At 55.4% G+C, this 17805-nt stretch carries 15 protein-coding genes; 8 read left to right on the forward strand and 7 right to left on the reverse strand.

The window, feature by feature from the left end; all coding sequences use genetic code 11:
• Nucleotides 1-151 precede the first annotated feature (151 nt).
• Nucleotides 152-3670: an ATP-dependent helicase gene (locus HMPREF3164_RS08450; protein ID WP_070450427.1), complete on the reverse strand. Its 3519-nt coding sequence runs from the start codon at nt 3668-3670 to the stop codon at nt 152-154.
• Nucleotides 3671-3776: 106 nt separating this feature from the next.
• Between HMPREF3164_RS08450 and HMPREF3164_RS08455 the strand changes: the two genes are divergently transcribed.
• The 3 genes from HMPREF3164_RS08455 to HMPREF3164_RS08465 all read left to right on the forward strand — a co-directional run bounded on the left by HMPREF3164_RS08455 (nt 3777) and on the right by HMPREF3164_RS08465 (nt 6922).
• Nucleotides 3777-4469, forward strand: a complete 693-nt coding sequence (locus HMPREF3164_RS08455) for an exonuclease domain-containing protein (RefSeq protein ID WP_070450431.1) — start codon at nt 3777-3779, stop codon at nt 4467-4469.
• 221 nt (nt 4470-4690) lie between these two features.
• Entirely contained in the window at nt 4691-6034 is a 1344-nt protein-coding gene (locus HMPREF3164_RS08460; protein WP_013397450.1) for a threonine/serine exporter family protein, read from the forward strand.
• A 225-nt stretch (nt 6035-6259) separates the two neighbouring features.
• On the forward strand, nt 6260-6922 hold the full coding sequence (locus HMPREF3164_RS08465) for a G protein-coupled receptor family protein (protein ID WP_070450434.1): 663 nt from the start codon (nt 6260-6262) through the stop codon (nt 6920-6922).
• A 105-nt stretch (nt 6923-7027) separates the two neighbouring features.
• On the opposite strand, the gene HMPREF3164_RS08470 is transcribed toward HMPREF3164_RS08465, so the two are convergent.
• The 3 genes from HMPREF3164_RS08470 to HMPREF3164_RS08480 form a co-directional block, all read right to left on the reverse strand.
• Nucleotides 7028-7603 (reverse strand): hypothetical protein, encoded by a 576-nt coding sequence (locus HMPREF3164_RS08470; protein ID WP_246822656.1) that lies wholly within the window; start codon nt 7601-7603, stop codon nt 7028-7030.
• 360 nt (nt 7604-7963) lie between these two features.
• Nucleotides 7964-8680, reverse strand: coding sequence for a hypothetical protein (locus HMPREF3164_RS08475; protein ID WP_004005085.1), 717 nt, complete (start codon nt 8678-8680; stop codon nt 7964-7966).
• 199 nt (nt 8681-8879) lie between these two features.
• The gene (locus tag HMPREF3164_RS08480) at nt 8880-9326 is read right to left on the reverse strand and encodes a MarR family winged helix-turn-helix transcriptional regulator (protein ID WP_013397454.1); all 447 of its coding nucleotides are present in this window, start codon (nt 9324-9326) and stop codon (nt 8880-8882) included.
• A gap of 122 nt (nt 9327-9448) precedes the next feature.
• On the opposite strand from HMPREF3164_RS08480, the gene HMPREF3164_RS08485 reads away from it, so the two are divergent.
• The 5 genes from HMPREF3164_RS08485 to HMPREF3164_RS08505 all read left to right on the forward strand — a co-directional run bounded on the left by HMPREF3164_RS08485 (nt 9449) and on the right by HMPREF3164_RS08505 (nt 14672).
• Complete coding sequence (locus HMPREF3164_RS08485) at nt 9449-9868, forward strand: EVE domain-containing protein (protein WP_070450440.1); 420 nt, start codon at nt 9449-9451, stop codon at nt 9866-9868.
• Nucleotides 9869-10081: 213 nt separating this feature from the next.
• The gene (gene hemL, locus HMPREF3164_RS08490) at nt 10082-11431 is read left to right on the forward strand and encodes a glutamate-1-semialdehyde 2,1-aminomutase (RefSeq protein WP_070450442.1); all 1350 of its coding nucleotides are present in this window, start codon (nt 10082-10084) and stop codon (nt 11429-11431) included.
• Between the two features lie 159 nt (nt 11432-11590).
• On the forward strand, nt 11591-12592 hold the full coding sequence (locus HMPREF3164_RS08495; RefSeq protein ID WP_070450446.1) for a hypothetical protein: 1002 nt from the start codon (nt 11591-11593) through the stop codon (nt 12590-12592).
• Between the two features lie 599 nt (nt 12593-13191).
• Nucleotides 13192-13920, forward strand: a complete 729-nt coding sequence (locus HMPREF3164_RS08500) for a DUF6318 family protein (RefSeq protein ID WP_070450449.1) — start codon at nt 13192-13194, stop codon at nt 13918-13920.
• Nucleotides 13921-14036: 116 nt separating this feature from the next.
• Nucleotides 14037-14672: a DUF1643 domain-containing protein gene (locus HMPREF3164_RS08505; RefSeq protein WP_004005092.1), complete on the forward strand. Its 636-nt coding sequence runs from the start codon at nt 14037-14039 to the stop codon at nt 14670-14672.
• Between the two features lie 13 nt (nt 14673-14685).
• On the opposite strand, the gene hemB is transcribed toward HMPREF3164_RS08505, so the two are convergent.
• Genes hemB through hemC form a run of 3 tightly spaced genes read right to left on the reverse strand, consistent with a single transcriptional unit; the run spans nt 14686 to nt 17748 of the window.
• Nucleotides 14686-15681 carry a porphobilinogen synthase gene (gene hemB, locus HMPREF3164_RS08510; protein ID WP_070450531.1) on the reverse strand — a complete coding sequence of 332 codons (996 nt, stop codon included), beginning with the start codon at nt 15679-15681 and terminating at the stop codon, nt 14686-14688.
• Between the two features lie 44 nt (nt 15682-15725).
• Nucleotides 15726-16628 carry a uroporphyrinogen-III synthase gene (locus HMPREF3164_RS08515; RefSeq protein ID WP_070450452.1) on the reverse strand — a complete coding sequence of 301 codons (903 nt, stop codon included), beginning with the start codon at nt 16626-16628 and terminating at the stop codon, nt 15726-15728.
• A gap of 4 nt (nt 16629-16632) precedes the next feature.
• A complete protein-coding gene (gene hemC, locus HMPREF3164_RS08520) occupies nt 16633-17748 on the reverse strand; it encodes a hydroxymethylbilane synthase (protein ID WP_070450455.1) in 1116 nt (371 codons plus the stop codon).
• Nucleotides 17749-17805 lie beyond the last annotated feature (57 nt).

Raw genomic sequence — 17805 nt, forward strand, 5'->3', positions numbered from 1 at the left:
AGCCACAGGATGCAGTTTACCACCGACGCAATTCAGAATAGAGGCCGCACGTCACCCTCTAGGCACCACTAACTAGTGTCCTGTGGGAGCCTGTCGTTTCTGCCGGGGTTGTCTGCTCGGCACACCGGCAAGCAAAGGTGCAGTTGCCGAGCTAATCCTGAGTGACCTGGCGTCCCTGCGGGCATAGAGGGCAAATTTCGGGCAGGCGGCAGGTTTCCCCGGGCCGATGCCGCGTCTGCATAACGGCACCGGCGATCAGCTCCGCCGCACGCTGAACCAGCTGAACCGCCCAGATACCGGTTTCCGGGTCGAGCGCATCCTGCTCTTGGGGACGATTCCGGGAAGACGCTGCGGTGCCGTCGCCCAGCTGCACAAGCGCGGCTCCCCCGGATTTGCGCGTGAAAACCTCGAAACGCTGGGGTGCCACTTCGCGGTGCTCAAGCCCGGCAGGAATATTAAGACCGTCAGGCTCAACGCCGAAATCACGGCTCATGGCATCCCCGGCGCCCGCCTCTACCGCTACCTGATAGGCAGCAAGCTGGGCGTGTTCGGCGATCTGGTTTTTATTGGGTTTGGTTTTACCCGTTTTTAAATCGACGATGACGTATCGTCCGTCCTCGGTTTTCTCCAGCCTATCGACTCGCCCAGAAATCTGGGCGTTCACAGTATCGCCAGGAACCAAAACCCGGAAGGCCCCCTCAACACCCACGAGTTCGCGGTGATCACCCGGCATAATCTCGTTGATATACACCGCGAGTTTATCCACCATTTTCTCTGCACGTTCACGTATCTGCTGTCCCTCCCAAGTATCAGGCAGCGCGAGCGTGCTCAGGCGTTCCTCAAGCTGACCGCGCAGGGTCATATAGTCGGCATCCGGGTATTCTTCTGCGATCGCGTGAATGAGCGTTCCCAGCGAGCGTGATGTATCGGTCTGCGCCTCGGCACGAGCCGCCGATACGAACCAGTCCAGGGGCGATTTATGAATCGTCTCGATACGCGAGGGCGATACCGGAACTGTGAGTTTTTCGGGGTCACCAGAGTCAGTCGACAAGCCGTCGCGATACGGATGCGATATAAACGCATTCTGCTCGGTGGAGAGAGGCAGAAGTCCCCACCACTGTTCCGGGGCTGCCCCGGGTGTCCCCGCCTGCGCCAGCCTGTTGAGCTGTGCTGCCGCAGCATTTGCCAGGGCGGGGTCTGTGTCTTGGGCCTGCGCATACCGCCTTAGTTCCGCGACGAGGGCGCGCAGGGTCATGGGGCGGCGCACGTGGGTGATGTCGGCGGTGCGCGCATCCGGCACGAGAATATCGAAAAATTCGCTGGGTGCGTCTTCCGTTGAGCTCACGGCGGTGACAACGAGCCTTTCGTTCGCCCGCGATATTGCCGTGGAGAACATGCGTAATTCGTCGTGCCGCACCGCCCGCACACGGTCGCTCATGCGCACCTGCTGAGCTGCGGCAATACCCATATCGCAGATGTCGGTCAGCTCACCAGCTTTGAGGAGCGAGCCGCGCACCGTCGTATTCGGCCAGGTTCCATCCTGTAGCCCGCAAACGTAGACGGTCTGCCAGTGCCTGCCCGCCGCGAGTGCCGGGGTGAGGATTTCAACCGCATCGTAGCGTTTGCCGCGCGCCGCGAGAGTATCCATGGGAAGGTCTTGGGCATCGATATAGTCGAGGAACAGCTCAGCGGAGGAACCGGGCATCTGGTCGACGAAACGAGTAGCCGCTTCAAAAAGCCCTATCATGGCGTCAAGATTTCGATGCGCCCGCTCGGCTTCCGGCCCGGTCTGCGCGCTTTCGGTCACCCAAATTTTTTCGAGTCCGCTTGCCTGCCACAGCGCCCAAAGTACGGTTTCGGCGTTGGCGCCGCGTTCGGTGAGAGCCTTATGCCCGGCGGCAAGTACACGTGCCACGCGGCGTACCGCCGCACCGATACCTTGCGCCGGAAGTGCCTGCGGGTTCAAGAGGGCGCCCAGCAGAAGATCGTCGCTACAACGGTGCCCGCCCGCTCGCAGTTCTGCGGCGCGAAGCTGCTGACGTAGACGGCGCACTTCCATGCTGGATGCGCCCCCAAGCCGCGAAGTCAGCAAGGTAATCGCGTTGTGAGCGCCGCTGCCGGGGTTTGTGCGATTTTCTTCGGCGAGAACATCGGCTAGGCTTTGCCGTGCGAGTTTTTCGGCCTCGTCATCGGCAGAACGTGTGCCCGCCTCCGTGACAGCTTCGGGGGTTATATTCTCCGTGAGGCTCCCGTCGAAATCGTTATGATCCGGCAGTTTCAGGTAGTCGGCGCTTTGCTGACGGGCATAAACCAGCAGAGAAAGCGCATCCAGGAAAGGGCGTACAGCGGGTTCATCACGCACCGGAACCAGCGCTGCACCCGTCACGGTGGGGATGCCGGATGCCGCCAAGACACGCCGGAACCGCGAAACTTCGGTGCCGCTTCGCACGATAATCGCCGAACGCGCATACGCCGCTCCCCGGTACAGATAGTCCTCAAGAAGGAGTTGTGCTACCTGGTTCGCCTCGTCCTGAGGAGAACCCAGAAGGTACCCGAAAACTCCCTCGGGAAGTTCATCAGAGTGCCGCGGGTCAAGCAGGTCACCATCATCGCTGAGGCGCAGGAGCGCAGATTCCTCATATTTACTCGGTGCGGTCTGCGGTTCGCGCGGCGTAGGTACATTCGCAATCACGGGGAGCCGACGCGCGATATTCTGCCAAGCCAGGGTGATGGGCGCATTCATGCAGTACGAAGTCTTCAGTTCTTCTCGCTGCAATTCCGGGAAAATCTGGGGTAAAGTCGCCGCTAGGTCGGGGCGCGCACCGCGGAACCCCTGCACCACGGTTTCAGTGCAGCAGGTCATCAGTACCCGTGCGGACGGCGCAAATGCAGCCTCCACTGCCTCGCGCTGATCGCCCGTGTATGTGGCAAGAACCTGCCCCGGCTCACGCCCTACTAGGATGCGCATCAGCCGGTACACGGAGGGGCTAAGTTCCTGTGCATCGTCAATCAGGATCAGGTCGAAGCGCGCGCGTTCTTCCCGCAAATATTCGGGGTTTGCCAGCAGGAAGGCGCACGCTTCATGGATTAACGCGGCGGGATCGTAAGCGTTTGGGGCACGCAGACGACGAATCTGCTGGTACTCGGTATAGAGCTGCGCCACCGAATGCCAGGCCGGGCGGTCCAGGGTTTGCGCCAGGTTTTCAAGTTCTTCGGCGGTCAGCGCATATTCGGCAATACGGTCAAAAAAGTCACGAATCTCCTGGCGGAAACCGCGAGTACCTAGAGCCTCATGCAAATCGGCGGGCCAACGCACCGCCGCGCCCTTGCCTTCGCGGTGCCCCGCCAGGATTTCGCCGATCATCACATCCTGCTCGGGCCCGGAAAGCAGCTTCGGAGAGAACTCCACTCCGGGCAAAAGTCCCGACACATGCGCGCGACGCAACAGATCGAAGGCATACGCAGCCCACGCGCGAGTGGGCGCGGTAGACATGCTGCGGTCGATACGCCGTGCCAGCTCATCGCGCACACGAGTAGCACCCGCGCGGGTAGGGGTCAGCACCAAAAGCCGCGCGGGATCGCCCCCGGCGTTCAGAAAATCTACCGCCGCCGTAATCACGCGCTCAGTCTTGCCCGTACCGGGCGCCCCCAGGATGAGTGTAGCCGTCATGGCTTTAAGTTTATCGGGGTTTCTCAGCGCTACGCAGATGTGTCCTCTGCCTGAGAACGTCACGAAGCATCGGGCATTTACACGCGAACTCCGCTAGGCTTGAGCTATGAGCTGGATAGATGCCCCTCGCGCAACCTTCGATTTAGAGACCACCGGTGTCGATGTGACAACCGCCCGCATCGTGACCGCTTCGCTGCTTCTGCTGAACCCGGATGGGAGCGTGCAGCGAGCTGGCGAGTGGCTGGCTAACCCCGGCATTGAGATTCCCGAAGGTGCCGCATCCGTGCACGGTATCACAACCGAATATGCGCGCTCCCACGGGCAACCTGCCCAACAGGTGATCTGGGAGGTCGCGGGTGCGATCGGTTCGCTCTTCCTAGATGGCATACCCGTCATCGCGTTTAACGCCGCCTACGATTTTTCGGTGCTTCACCATGAGATGCTCCGCTATAACATCGCCCACGGCGAGCTGCCCGCCGGGAACATTCTTGACCCGTACGTGATTCATAAGCACGTTATTCCCCGCAAACGTGGCAACCGCAAGCTCGAAACCCTCACCGCCGAACACGGTGTGGTTCTAGAGAACGCCCACACATCTAAGGCGGATGCGCTCGCCGCCGAGCGGCTACTCGTTAAGCTCGCCGAGCGTTTCCCCGAGGTCGCCACGGATGCCGCTGCCCTCCACACGCATCAGGTTCAGTGGTCGCTTGATCAGGCGCGCGATTTCCAGGACTGGCTGCGCACCAAGCCGGGTAAAGAGAACGAGGTTATCGACGGTCGGTGGCCAATACGCCGTTAATTCTCTATCAGCCTCGTTGATTTCGTCACGTTGAACAGACTCTGTTGAGGCTGCTTAACTCCCCTATTCACTATGTATCGCGAAGGTTATCTCGCCGGTTTGCAAAGCGTTCGGCACTATACCTGCGCGCCGCTAACCCCTATGCTAAAGAGGTAGGGCTTCTCGCCCCAAGGTGCAGTGCAGCGCGCCGGTTATGTATCACATCAGCATTCAGAATTGTCATGGAATATCAAGACACCAACACGTACAGTATCTACCTCGGTTCCTCCCGCGAACAGCACAAATATATCGTGTCGCAATCGCAGGTGGTCCTCAAGCTTGGCAGAATCCTCATGAAATCGGGGGCAAGCGCCTACCGTATCAAGGCATCAATGGCGCGTTTAGCGAAGGCCGTGGGGCTACAGGAACATCATGCGCAAGTGACCTTCACAGAGATCGCCACCTCATCATATGCAGACGGTAATTTCCGTACTGAAGTTGCCGAGCAGCGCACGATGGGCATTAACTCCTACAAGATTGACCTGCTGGGTAAGTTCATTTCTGAACTTCCCGATCGCATATCTCCATCTGAGGCTGATGCCGAGATTACCCGCATCGATTCCATGCCGCATCTCTACAAACGCTGGATGCTCTCCCTCGCCTCCGCCATAGCCTGCACCGGGTTCGCCTTCCTGAACAGGGGCGGTCTGGTGGAATGCCTCGTCGTGTTTATTGCCGCTGGCGCCGGGCAATTTTTGCGTTCTACTCTCATGAAGCGCGGCACAAGCCATATGGCGATTTGGATGGCGTGCGGATTTCTTGGGGCAGGAACCTATATTGGAATTATTAGGCTTCTGGTGGCTCTAAACCTCGTGGGAAGCGACCATATGGTGGGGTTCATCTCCTCAATTCTGTTCTTGGTTCCGGGTTTCCCTATGGTGACCGGGATGCTCGATATTTCCCGTATGGATTTCCTGGCCGGTGTTTCACGCCTGACCTATGTGGCGGTGCTTTTGGTGAGCGGGTCTTTCGCGGTGTGGGTTCTTGCCTCGCTCTTCGAGATTCCGCTTTTGCAAAATATTCGCCCGGATATTCCGGTGGGGTTATATATCCTGCTGCAGGTTATCTCATCGGGAGTTGCTGCCGCCGGGTTTGCCATGCTCTTTGCCGCATCTCCCGTGGCGTGCGTATGGGGCGGCGTTATTGCCGCTATCGCTAACCCGGCGCGTATTTGGCTTGTGGAGGCGGGCTGGGCTCCCCATATGGCGGCGACGGTCGCGGTGTTCGGGGTCGGCATTATGGCGGAGATCGTGGCGCCGCTGCACGGGCGTAAATATTCACGTATATCCCTGTCGGTGCCTGCCGTGGTGACGATGGTTCCGGGTGTGCCGTTTTATCTGTCAATGTCGTATTTTTCGGGCGGGAATATGTACGCGGCTACCAACGGTTTCGTGCAGTCGCTCCTCACCTTCTTGGCCCTGGGGCTGGGGCTGGCGTTTGTGCGCCTTCTTTTCGATAAGAATTGGCTCTTTGATCAGGATACTCAGGTGATGAAAAAACTCGATAGCGCATCACATATGCGGTAGATCTTCTGCAATGAATGCGTGACGGCTCGTCGTTTAGGTGGCGGATTCTGCAAGCTTCCGTGACGAGTCAGCCAACCTGTGCCCTATCTCATGTGCTACGTTTGTATTGTTTCAGGGGTTTTGTGCCGCTCACACTCACCAACCAAGCGACTACTCTTCCGGTGTCGCTCGTTTGCACGGCGTATTTTCCTCTCAACCCATTACCGAACGAGAAAGATCACCGTCATGCTACACCGCATTATCCAGCGCCCTCTGAATACTGCCTTTGATAAACTTTATGCACGCCGTGCCGCCAAGTTCCCTATAAATCCAGATGGTGTTTTGCGCGTCAGACATCCGGCCTTGATCCTTATTTCGGTCTTCATCTCGGCTTTGGTGGGCACTCTGCTCACAGCTCTTATCGTGTATATGGTGCTGCATCCAAACACAACGCAAACGCCCCAACAATCACTCTCAATCCTGGGATCTTTTATCCTGTGTGTTGTTATCTTTTATGGCTTAGCCGTTTGGGCTTACCTCAACTATAGAAATATCTACGTTGAGACAGCGCGTGACTATGTAGAGCAACGAAATGCTTTCGGCCGAATCACCCGCATCTATTACAGCGAGGTAAGCGCTTACAGCTATTGGTATGAGTACAACAACAAAATACTGACGCTGTTCTCCTCTGATGGTCGTCAAGTTTCTTTCCGCCCCAAAATATACCGTGGGGAGCGTGTGCTCGCGGTTTTGGCGTTTAGGATGTATAACTCCCGCTGGCCTGACCCGCGAAACAGTAGCGATCAGCACATTGTCGAAACTCAAGCAGCAAACGGTATCGCCGAAAGAGCCCTCTGGAATGAGCATCCGGTCGGTAAGAACCTGTTGATGCCGCAGGACATTCAGTAATTCCGCAGTAAACGGTGGGAGCAGAAATCATCTGGGTTGTTTCTGCTCCCACCGTTTATTGTCACGGGCTATATTCCGGGTGAAATTATCTGAGGCTTGCAGGTTTTACGATGCGCTCCCCTGCGGTGGGTTTTGATTCTGCTGATAGTTGTGGGGCTGCTGCAGGTATCCATAGGGGTTCATCTGCTGGTTCGAGGGCTGCTGACCTGAATTCAGATAGCCCTCTTGAGGATACGCGTTCTGCGGGTATTGTGGCGGCATTGGTTGTTGTGGGACAGCAGTCTGTTCGGGCGTTATAAATCCATTTACTTGAGGGTATTCCATCAAGAAATCGGTTACTTCATATTTGGAGTCTGCTAGTTTCATGATCACAAGTTCATCTTCAGGGTTCTCAAGGTCAGGCCAACGACCAGAACGTGCCCGCGCATAGAGCAAGGCGCCAAAGATTCTTTCTTGAGGTTTGGCCGGAATACACGAGAAAACTGTGTTTCCCCAGGGATCTATCAGATAAAGATCATCGCTAAGGTCTTGAGTAATTTTCCAGTGCTGCCCATTTAAGGTTTGACGTTTCCTTTTGGGACTGTATATATACCCGTCAATAGCTGCAAAGGGAGTAAATTTTTCTTTCCCGAAGACGGTCTGAGTCAGGAACCCTTCAGAGGTTATATCGATATAACTCATATCATGCTGAGCAACGAGGAAAAATAAACCTAATATCAGGATGGGTCCACCATATGCAAAGATTGTTATCTTAATGGTATGCGACCCATCATATTCTCCTGAAAATATGAGTGGAGCAAAATACAGATATCCAATAACTAAAATATAGAGAATATAGTTAGCTCCATGAAAGCGCCGTACGCGGTACGGATGTTTTTTAGACTCCACCCAAGATTGTACCAGCGAGAAAATAAGGTGAATAGAACATAGCGCTGCCACGGCAATCCAGGCAAAAACCATTATAGAAACTCCATATCATCGGTGATATTTCCCTACCAGGATACCCTGAGAGGTACCCAGGTCTCATGCACAGTTCCTCCCTTAAAAATCCTGTCGCCATCGATTAACGGTTAGATACCTGACAACCACATCTTTCGTGTACTCCGCCAGAATTTTTTCATCCTCTGAGTACCCCAGCTGAGGCCATCGTTCCTGCATACCGCGAAACATCAAGCACTGTCCCACATAATCCGGCATGGCCGAATGACGTACCTGTGTCTGAAGAATTTTTTTACCTTCGTGATTGATCACGCGGAGCCTATCGCCGCGGGAAGTATTCACAGCGTGTCGATCTCCCATGGACACGCGAAGGGTTCCTTCGAAATCAAATCGAGCTGGGCGATAATCGTACCCTTTGATATCAGAAAAAGGAATATTATGCACTCGCCCAAAACCACTACGAAAGACAAACCCCGAAGGAACAAGCTCGATATACCGAATCGTGAGACCACGTATAAGGAGAATAATAAAAATAAAGAATGCGAATATTAGGCACATCGGTACAGCAAAAAGTACGATGACTATAGGAGTCCCTGCGCTTGGCGTCAGAATGACAGAAAGAACAAATGCAAAGAAACTGCCAAAGCCCACCAGAAAAATATCAACAATCACTAGAATCCACCACGGGTATCGTGCCCGCCGAAGCATTGCTTCGCTCTCACGTTTAGCTCTCATCCCCAAATAGGTAATATGTAACGCTGCACAGGTAAGCAACACACCACCAGCAATACCTGCACTCACAAAAACTGATGTATTCACAGGTGTACATCCTCCCACGGTCCTTGACGTTCTATAGATTATTTAAATAATTCTTTGGTGAGTGTCTAAATATTCTGATTCTTGCAACTGGTGCTAGAGTCCCCCATTCTGTTCTTTATTGGCATTTCAAGGCTAGCATTACATCTCCTCCAATACGGGATATTTAAGTCTTAGAGGGAAGATTTTGCTCCTCCTTGCATCAGGTCTTTGATCCTCCAGCGTGCAGCCCTTCAATACAGATCGTCAGCAAATCCCATAATTCTTGCCGTTTCGCATCGCTGAGTCCACCCACCATGTGCTGCTCAACATCGCGGATGCGCCCGGTCGCCTGATCGAGCACACGCTCCCCTTCCGCTGTGAGTATGGTCGGTAGCGCGCGACCTCGGGGGGCTTGCTCTGCTCGCTCGATCAAACTGCGTTCTTGAAGCCCTCGCAAAAGCGTATTCATCGTTTGGCGGGTTACGAAAGCCTGCCGCGCCAGCTCAGCATTAGAAGCACCCGGGGTAGATTTTAGAATTTCCAGGCACACGTATTGCGCAACGGTAATCCCAAGCGGGCGCAGAACCTCTTCCATGCGTGAGCGCAGCAGCGATTGCACTTCTTTGAGTCGATATCCAATAAGTTGGTTAAATTCCTCTTGCCTCATGTCAATATTCTGACATATGCTGTTAATGTCAGTGTACTGACATAGAATGACCTTGTAGTTCGGGGCTGTTAGTACTGTTAACCCCGGACTCTTGGCACTCTTCACAGCTTTAGGAGGTTCTTATGCGCTACTGGGTTGGAGTAGCCTCACGCGAGCATGTTTTACTCGGCGTTGCGGGCGGATTCTGCCAGGTTTGCCACGGCAAACAGGCACCGCTGGCACGTATGAAACAGGGCGATTGGATTCTGTATTACAGCCCTAAAACCGGCATGAACTCTGGTGAGAAAGTTCAGGCTTTTACCGCCGTAGGGCAGATAGTGGACGACCGAGTCTACCAGTTCCGCATGGCAGAAAATTTTGAGCCATTCAGGCGTGACGTTGTGTTTCAGGATGCGCCGCATCCGTGTCCGATTGAGGTAGCACGCGAGCACTCCGAATGGCGGAGTTATGCGAAACAGCTGCGGTACGGGCATTTCGAAGTCTCGCACGATTTCTTCGAGCACATTTACCGTTACATGATGGCGAGCAAGCACGAGATATAACCCACGATAGGTGTTAGGCAGCATGCAGAGTTTTACTGTATTGAAGCAAGGTGTGGCGGTCGAACACCTAAAAACTACGCTACTCGGACCTTTATAGTCGAGCGGCAGCTCGCCCAAACTCGTAGGTATTAAGGCAGCGTCTCTGTCCGATAACCGATAACCGCCTATCATGGGATAAGAGACTTTCAGGCGCCCACACACGAAAGGTTACCCATGACCGTATCAACCGAACACCACCTCACACACCAGCACAGCGAAGAGCTTTTTGAACGCTCCCGTTCCGTAATCCCCGGCGGGGTAAACTCCCCCGTGCGCGCTTTCAACTCCGTGGGCGGCACGCCCGCCTTTGTGACCCGTGCATCCGGCCCCTACATCTATGATGCTGACGGCAACGAATACGTAGACCTCGTCTGTTCGTGGGGTCCGGCGATTCTTGGGCACGCGCATCCGCAGGTTGTTGCGGCGGTTCAAGAGGCTGCCTCACGCGGACTGTCGTTCGGCGCTGCGTCCGCACCCGAAGCAGAACTCGCAGAGCTTGTGGTCGATCGCATCAACACCGCGATCCCCGGCGCAATCGAGCAGGTACGTATGGTATCTACCGGCACCGAAGCCACCATGACTGCTATTCGCCTGGCACGCGGCATCACCGGGCGCGATAAAATTATCAAATTCTCGGGCTGCTATCACGGGCATGTGGATGCGCTGCTCTCTGAAGCAGGCTCCGGCGTGGCGACTCTTGCCCTACCCGGCTCGGCGGGAGTGACCGCGGCGACCGCATCCGAAACTATCGTGCTCCCCTACAACGATCTTGACGCCGTGCGCGAGGCTTTCGCCGCGCATCCGGGAGAAATTGCCGCCGTCATTACCGAAGCTGCCCCCTGCAATATGGGCGTGGTGACTCCCGAACCGGGCTTTAACCGCGGTCTGCGCGAAATTACGCAGAGCAATAATGCCCTGTTGATTTTTGATGAGGTGCTGACTGGTTTCCGCGTCTCGTCCGCCGGGTACTGGGGTAAATTTGCTCCCGAAGATAACGATTGGGTTCCCGATATTTTCACTTTCGGTAAAGTGATCGGCGGCGGTATGCCGATCGCCGCACTCGCCGGTAAACGTGAGGTGATGGAGCATCTGGCACCGACCGGTCCCGTCTACCAGGCGGGCACGCTCTCGGGTAATCCGCTCTCGGTGGCATCCGGCATTATGACCCTCAAACTTGCCGATAATACCCTCTACCGCACGCTCGATACACGTTCGGAACAGCTGCAGGCTGCGCTGACGCAGGCACTTACCGATGCCGGGGTGGATCATTCGATTCAGACGGCGGGCAACCTATTCTCGGTTGCCTTTGGTACCGGCGAGCACGGCGTGCACAACTACGCCGATATTAAGGGTTCTGCTACCGCCAAATACACGGCGTTTTTCCACGCCATGCTTGATGCCAGCGTATATCTTCCCCCGAGTGCTTTTGAGGCGTGGTTCCTCTCCGGAGCGCACGACGATACCGCGATGGAACGCATCATTGAAGCGCTCCCGGGCGCGGCACGTGCGGCGGCTAAGGCGTAGCACATCCTCTGCCCCAGCGCTTTCCCACAAAATCTCGTTATAAATTCTGAACTCTGCCCGCCGCCAGCAGCAGCTTCTCAGCTTTGCTGGCGGCGGTATTTTCTGAGATGTTCATCCATACTGTGAGCATCGCAAAAGCGAACAACGTAGAATGCTGTTATGGACTTTCGGGATATTTGGCTTATAGCATTCATCGTGTATTTGGGGCTATGCCTGCTCATTGAGGCGGTCTATCCGGTGCGGGTACGTAAAAAGTATGCGCTCAAAACCGAGCACGCTAAGTGGTTTTGGTCGTATAAACACTTTTTCCTGTACCTTTGGGCATGGATTGTTAACGCGTCCCTTTTCATGCTGTTCTGGGAGTTTAATGAAATACTCCGCCCCATAGCCCTATCTCTCCCGTTCCTGATGGTATATGCAGCGGCACGTATTGGGCGGCGCAACTACCGCATCTTCCACGGCGCTTCTCCAGACGACCGTGCTGTGGGTATGCCCAAAATCTACAGCGCTACCCTGGGTAAGCTCAGCAAGCCCCTACGTACGACGGGTCATCAATCTGGACTAACGCTAGATCATGACCTGAGCACTACCGCGCTGATAAGCAGCCTTATCTTTTTCGCGTCCACTGCCCTGTTTTTGCTTCGGCTGACCGATATCGATTTTGAATACGCGCCGCCGGTTCCCTATAACGCTATTATTCTGGGAATCGGATATATTGCCGGTATCGTCGCGCTCGTCTCGTATACGAACTCGTACCTTGTCTCCACCCCAACTCTTCTGCAGGTTGGCCGGGGACCTTTCCGCAACCCGCGCGATATTCCATACCGCCAGCTGAGGAGTTACCGCGTGGTGCCTCAAGACCCAGATGCCACTGACCCTGATACCAAAGATTTATCGCAGTGGAATCTGGAATTTAAGGTACCTCGGGCCAACAAATATACGAAAGAGCTACGCGACCCCAATCTTGAGTATTTGGTTCGGCAGATTGCCTTCCGCGTGGAGCAAGAACGCTGGGCTGACGATAACTCCCCTGCCGACCGAGAACGGCTCGAAGAATATGGCCGGGATGCGCGCCTCGTGTGCATCACTAAGGGCTATATTCCGGCCGGTAAACACGCGCAGGAGGCGGCAGATCGCGCATCCTTCAAGCAGACACATTAGAGTTTTCCTCACTCTGCTGCACAGGCACAAAGATGGGTTCTCTAATGTCGTGACGCTATCGCAGAAATGCTGGTTTCACGTTTTATGGAGAGCCTATCTTTGAATATTCTTCGCTTTTTGACGATATCTTCTCAACCCAACACTAAAAGTTATGACAGTAAAGTAAATCTTCTACATTTCTTCAACGGTTTTCTGAGAATATTCTATTAAATTAAATATTTTTTACGTAAACTTTGTGATTGGTTCGCACAAAACGTTTATTCGTCGTACAGTTGCACTAGAGGCACTCTTTTGAGGATCTTCTGCCCTGTATTGTGCGTACCGTTTTGCGCATCCGCACCATGAAATGCGGATATAAGACGCGGCTCTCGCAAGGTACTCGGCGAATCCTCAAAGATTGCCTTGACCTTCCCTAAAGAAGATCACAACGTTCTGCGGCTGGGCGCGAACCTTCCGGATCGGCTAATTCAGGCCGGGAGTATGCGTCACACCATCGTCGGTTAGCTCGCCTGCTGTGCAGCGCTGAGGTTCTTCTGTGGGGGGTACATATCACTTCCGATTATTCACCAACCACTACAACTCAGAAAGCCAATTCACCGATGAGCATCAGCAATAACTTCACCACCTGTACACGCCGAGCCGCGTTCGGTTTTCTAGGAGCTTCGTCTCTGGTAGCGCTCTTGACCGCCTGCGACGACGAGGACAAGCCCGGGGCACGGCCCAGCACGACAACCAGCAGCGCTGCCGCGCCTGATACCGAGCCTCCAGAACCTGCCGATTCACCCAGTGCCGCGCCCAGCTCATCCGGCCCCAAGTATTCCGGCAAGTCTAAAGCTCCTGCGGGAGAGTTCCGGGCGGCCGATATTTACGGTCCGGCACAGAATGTTCCTAAACCCACAAATCCACCTGGCTACACCGAACCCACCCTTGACGGCATGATGAAAAGCATGAAGGCATGGACGCAATGGCGCAATTACGGCATGCAGACAGGTGATTACACCGAGGCATATAAGTTTGTGTCTAAAAACCTCGTCGAAGAGATTAATGCTTACAACGCAGATGCAAAACTGTACCACGACGGTGGCTGGATTATCGGCGGTGAGCAGCGCTCTTATGATTTCAGAAATGACCCCGTTCATCAGGGTAACGGCGTGTATTCCTGGGATTTCTTCGTGGGATGGTCCTATATCATCACCGTAGGCGCAGACGGGCGGCACAAGCGCAGCAGGAATACCAACTATGCCGATAATCTTTACACGCTTACCGTTCATTATGAAGAAACAGGTTGGATTATCGACAGCATTACCCGCAAGCAAGCCCAGAAATAACTCTTAGATTTTGCTTTCCTAGCCGTGTTAATCCCCGCCAGTACATTCATGATGAATGCGCTTGCGGGGATTTACCGAAACTGTAGGCTAATACATATACCTAAAAAAGGAACTCGATGGAAATCTCCAAATTGTTGCGCCAGGGCATTTTAGAAGACGGTATTACCTGGAGTTCCGAGCTACTTATAGAAAGATTCCATAGATACCGCTATAGAATTGACAACACTCACGGAACCGGTGAACCCGCTATTTTCATTGGGTTAAACCCAAGTTTAGCCGGAAGCTTTAGAGCCTCCGATCCTACGGTAAAAGCTCTAACTCAGGCTATGCTGGGAACCTGTCGTTTTCTCGATCCCGCGCATTCTGCACCATTGCTGCACGCCCGTACAGTGCTACTTATTAATCTATTTACCTTCGTAGAACCAAATGCACACAATATAGATTATTCCCTAGACCAGCATGCGGTTGCCGAATTAGAGACAGTACTTACCGAATTCCCGCACGCGCCAATTGTCTGTGGCTGGGGCAAAGAGAATAATTCACCTGAGAGCCGGGAAGTGTGGCATCAGCAGATAAGCGAGTTTATCCGGCGGCTCGCAGATCGTGCCTGCTACCGTCTGGAGCTACCATATTCCCATGTTCCTGATGGTTCATTGGATGCGCGTTCCTGGTCACCGCGAGGTATCAACAGTGCCCTCAGGAACTTGCCGTCTGGTACCCGCATGGTCCTTGCCCGGTTTACTCCCCAATAAAGTATCCCTAGGGTTAGCCTTCACGCAGCCAGCGGGCGGCTTCGGCTGCGTAGTAGGTAAGAATCATGTCTGCACCCGCGCGGTGAATCGACCGCAGAGCCTCCAACGCCACGGCACGGCGGTCAATCCAGCCGTTTGCTGCAGCGGCCTCAATCATGGCGTACTCCCCCGACACCTGGTACGCCGCCACCGGGACAGGTGAAAACTCGGCGACCTCACGCACAATATCGAGATAGCTTCCGGCAGGCTTGACCATCACCATATCGGCGCCCTCGTCAATATCGGTCTGCACCTCTAGGAGAGATTCGCGGCGGTTCGCCGGATCCTGCTGATACGTTTTGCGGTTCCCAGTAAAGCTAGACTCCACCGCATCGCGGAACGGACCAAAGAACGCGGAGGCATACTTCGCCGAATACGCCATGATAGAGACGTTCTGGAACCCGGCCTCGTCCAGCGCGGCGCGCATTGCGGCAATCTGTCCGTCCATCATGCCTGAAGGGGACACCGTGTGTGCCCCGGCGCGTGCCTGAGACACTGCCATCTTGCAGTACAGTTCCACGGTTGCATCGTTATCGACAATCATGGTGCCGTAACCGTCATCGACAAGCACGCCGCAGTGCCCGTGAGAGGTGAACTCATCCAGGCAGGTATCAGCCATAATAACAACCTCGTCGCCAAACTCTGCCCGGCAGGCAGCAATAGCGCGGTTCAAAATACCGTTGTCGTCCCAGGCCGCCGAACCTACCTCGTCCTTATCATCGTCAAGCGGAACCCCGAAGAGGTCGATGCATTTAATGCCCGCCTCCACAGCCTGGCGCACGACGGGAATCAGAGATTCCAGAGTGTGCTGGTACTGGCCGGGCATTGAGGAAATTGGCTGTGGTTCGCTAATGCCGCCGCGCACGAAAAACACCTGAATAAGCTGCTCGGGACGCAGCGCGGTCTCGGCGGTGAGGGCGCGCATCGCGGCGGTGGTGCGCAGTCGGCGGGGTCGTCGGGTAAGATTCATCGACATAGCCTTTCTAAAATACTTCTATGTTTAGCGAGATACATCTAGGCTGAATGCAGCAGTTCAATGGCTGCTAGAGCCAGGGCCTCCGGAGTGGGAGAATCGGCAGTCCTATGGCGCAGCCCTAGCTCCTCGCACGTGCGGGCGGTCGTACGGCCAATAGCTGCCACCGGCGGGGTTCGTTCAGGGTTTGGGTTCTCCCCCACCAGTTCTTTGAGCCTTGACGGAGCGGTGGCAATAATAACGTCTACCGCGGCGGAATTTGAGCCAATACCACCGGCAATAAGCTCACGCGCGTTCATACAGGAGATCTCTCCCGCCTCAAGTACGGAGGCGGTCGCCGGCACCATCTCGTAAACCACCGCACGCACAGCACGGAAGCCTAACCTCACTAGCCCTTCACGCAGAGTTGGGCGGGCGTTTGCCCCTTCAAAGACGAGTACATTCGCCTGAGCAGAAAGCATATCGTCCCAGCCCAATGCGGCAGATTCCGGGGTATTCTGCGGCTTACGCAGGCTCTCAGGAATGCCCAGCTCGGGGTTGGCGCCCTCGGTAGGGAATTCTGCGAGCATGCCCAGAGCATCCTGTTTTTCAGGCGTGAAGTGGGGTTCCAAACCGATCTCACGTAGTGCACGTGCCGTTGCAGACCCCACACAAGCGATCCGGGTTCCGCCATCACGCAGCGCCCACGCAAAGGATGTGCCAAAAAGCTCGGCGCAGGAACGCACTGCATTCGCGCTCGTGAAAGTAGCCCAAAGAAAGGCTCCCTCCGCCGCTAAGCTTACCAAGGAAAACAGCGAATACTCAGGCGCAACTGTACGGGGCAGCTGCATGGGCGCAAAATCCACCTGAATCTTCGGAATGCCTCGCTCCGCAGCCAGATCGTTCAAAGCACGCTCAAAAGGCGCGCCTTGAGCCGCCGTGCGGGTCAGCAGAACACGAGCCACGACCCTATTTCACCTCAAGACCGGCAAGGGCTGCGGCACCCATCTGAAGCAGGTCTTCGGCAACGCGAATACCCAGTCGTTCAGCACCGGGAACATCAAGCTCACCGGTGGCGGACGTGTGGCGCAAGCTTTCGGTACCGTCAGGCGATGCGACAACTGCTGTGAGCACAAGATCGCCGTCTTTGACGGTGGCATAGGCACCGATAGGAGCGGCGCATCCGGCCTCAAGACGGCGCAGAAGACGACGTTCGGCAGTGACCTCAAGGTGGGTTTCAAAGTGGTCGGCAGCAATAAGCGCTTCCCCCAGGGTGCGCACAGGCTGGGAAATTTCAGAGTCGAATAAAGTCGCGGTATCGGGGTTAACAAATTCTGTTTCGCGCACTTCAATAGCGAGCGCACCCTGCCCGGGGGCCGGGAGCATGCGGGAGGGGTCAAGGTATTCGGTAATAACGGATTCTTTGCCGAGACGTTTGAGCCCCGAAACGGCGAGGATGACGGCATCGCAATCACCGGTGTTTTCGGTACCGATTCCACGGTGTGCAGCTTCGTCGGTTTCGGCGCTGTCACGCACGACGACTTGGCGGTTTCCGTGTTCTTCGAGCCCTTTCACACGGGCTATGCGAGTGCCCACGTTGCCGCGAATATCGACGATTTCAAGGTCGGGGCGCAGGGTATGTACCTGTGCGGCGCGGCGCGGTGATCCGGTACCGACGCGAGCGCCCGTAGGCAGGGTATCGAGGGTGAGGTTATCGCGCGCTACCAGGGCATCGCGCGGGTCTTCACGTTCAAGAATTGCCGCGATGACGAGCCCGGGGCACGGTTCGGCAGGTAAGTCTTTGAGCGAGTGCACCGCAACATCGACTCCACCGGGGGTATCACCGTCGAGAAGGCGTTGGCGCAGTGCGGCGGCGAAGACTCCGGTGCCGCCGAGGGTTGCGAGCGGTCCGGTGAGCACATCCCCGTCGGTTTTGACGGTGGTGATGTCAAAGGATAGGGTGCGTTCGGCGCCGTGTTCGCGGGAGTGAGTGTTGAACACCTGAACGATGTGTTCGGCGGCAAGGGTGCTCTGGGTGAGCGCTAAGGCTGAGCCTCGGGTGCCGAGAATATAGGGGTCGCTCATGGTTCTCCTCAGGTTTTATGGGTGCCGTATGTGCGGACTCATCAATACGGTTGGGAT

It is taken from the genome of Rothia sp. HMSC08A08 (assembly GCF_001808385.1).
Lineage (GTDB): Bacteria > Actinomycetota > Actinomycetes > Actinomycetales > Micrococcaceae > Rothia > Rothia dentocariosa.

Coding starts and splice junctions, on each gene's coding strand:
- HMPREF3164_RS08450 (WP_070450427.1), bottom strand. CDS start 3,670: ATGACGGCTACACTCATCCTGGGGGCGCCCGGTACGGGCAAGACTGAG.
- HMPREF3164_RS08455 (WP_070450431.1), top strand. CDS start 3,777: ATGAGCTGGATAGATGCCCCTCGCGCAACCTTCGATTTAGAGACCACC.
- HMPREF3164_RS08460 (WP_013397450.1), top strand. CDS start 4,691: ATGGAATATCAAGACACCAACACGTACAGTATCTACCTCGGTTCCTCC.
- HMPREF3164_RS08465 (WP_070450434.1), top strand. CDS start 6,260: ATGCTACACCGCATTATCCAGCGCCCTCTGAATACTGCCTTTGATAAA.
- HMPREF3164_RS08470 (WP_246822656.1), bottom strand. CDS start 7,603: ATGAGTTATATCGATATAACCTCTGAAGGGTTCCTGACTCAGACCGTC.
- HMPREF3164_RS08480 (WP_013397454.1), bottom strand. CDS start 9,326: ATGAGGCAAGAGGAATTTAACCAACTTATTGGATATCGACTCAAAGAA.
- HMPREF3164_RS08485 (WP_070450440.1), top strand. CDS start 9,449: ATGCGCTACTGGGTTGGAGTAGCCTCACGCGAGCATGTTTTACTCGGC.
- hemL (WP_070450442.1), top strand. CDS start 10,082: ATGACCGTATCAACCGAACACCACCTCACACACCAGCACAGCGAAGAG.
- HMPREF3164_RS08495 (WP_070450446.1), top strand. CDS start 11,591: ATGGACTTTCGGGATATTTGGCTTATAGCATTCATCGTGTATTTGGGG.
- HMPREF3164_RS08500 (WP_070450449.1), top strand. CDS start 13,192: ATGAGCATCAGCAATAACTTCACCACCTGTACACGCCGAGCCGCGTTC.
- HMPREF3164_RS08505 (WP_004005092.1), top strand. CDS start 14,037: ATGGAAATCTCCAAATTGTTGCGCCAGGGCATTTTAGAAGACGGTATT.
- hemB (WP_070450531.1), bottom strand. CDS start 15,681: ATGAATCTTACCCGACGACCCCGCCGACTGCGCACCACCGCCGCGATG.
- hemC (WP_070450455.1), bottom strand. CDS start 17,748: ATGAGCGACCCCTATATTCTCGGCACCCGAGGCTCAGCCTTAGCGCTC.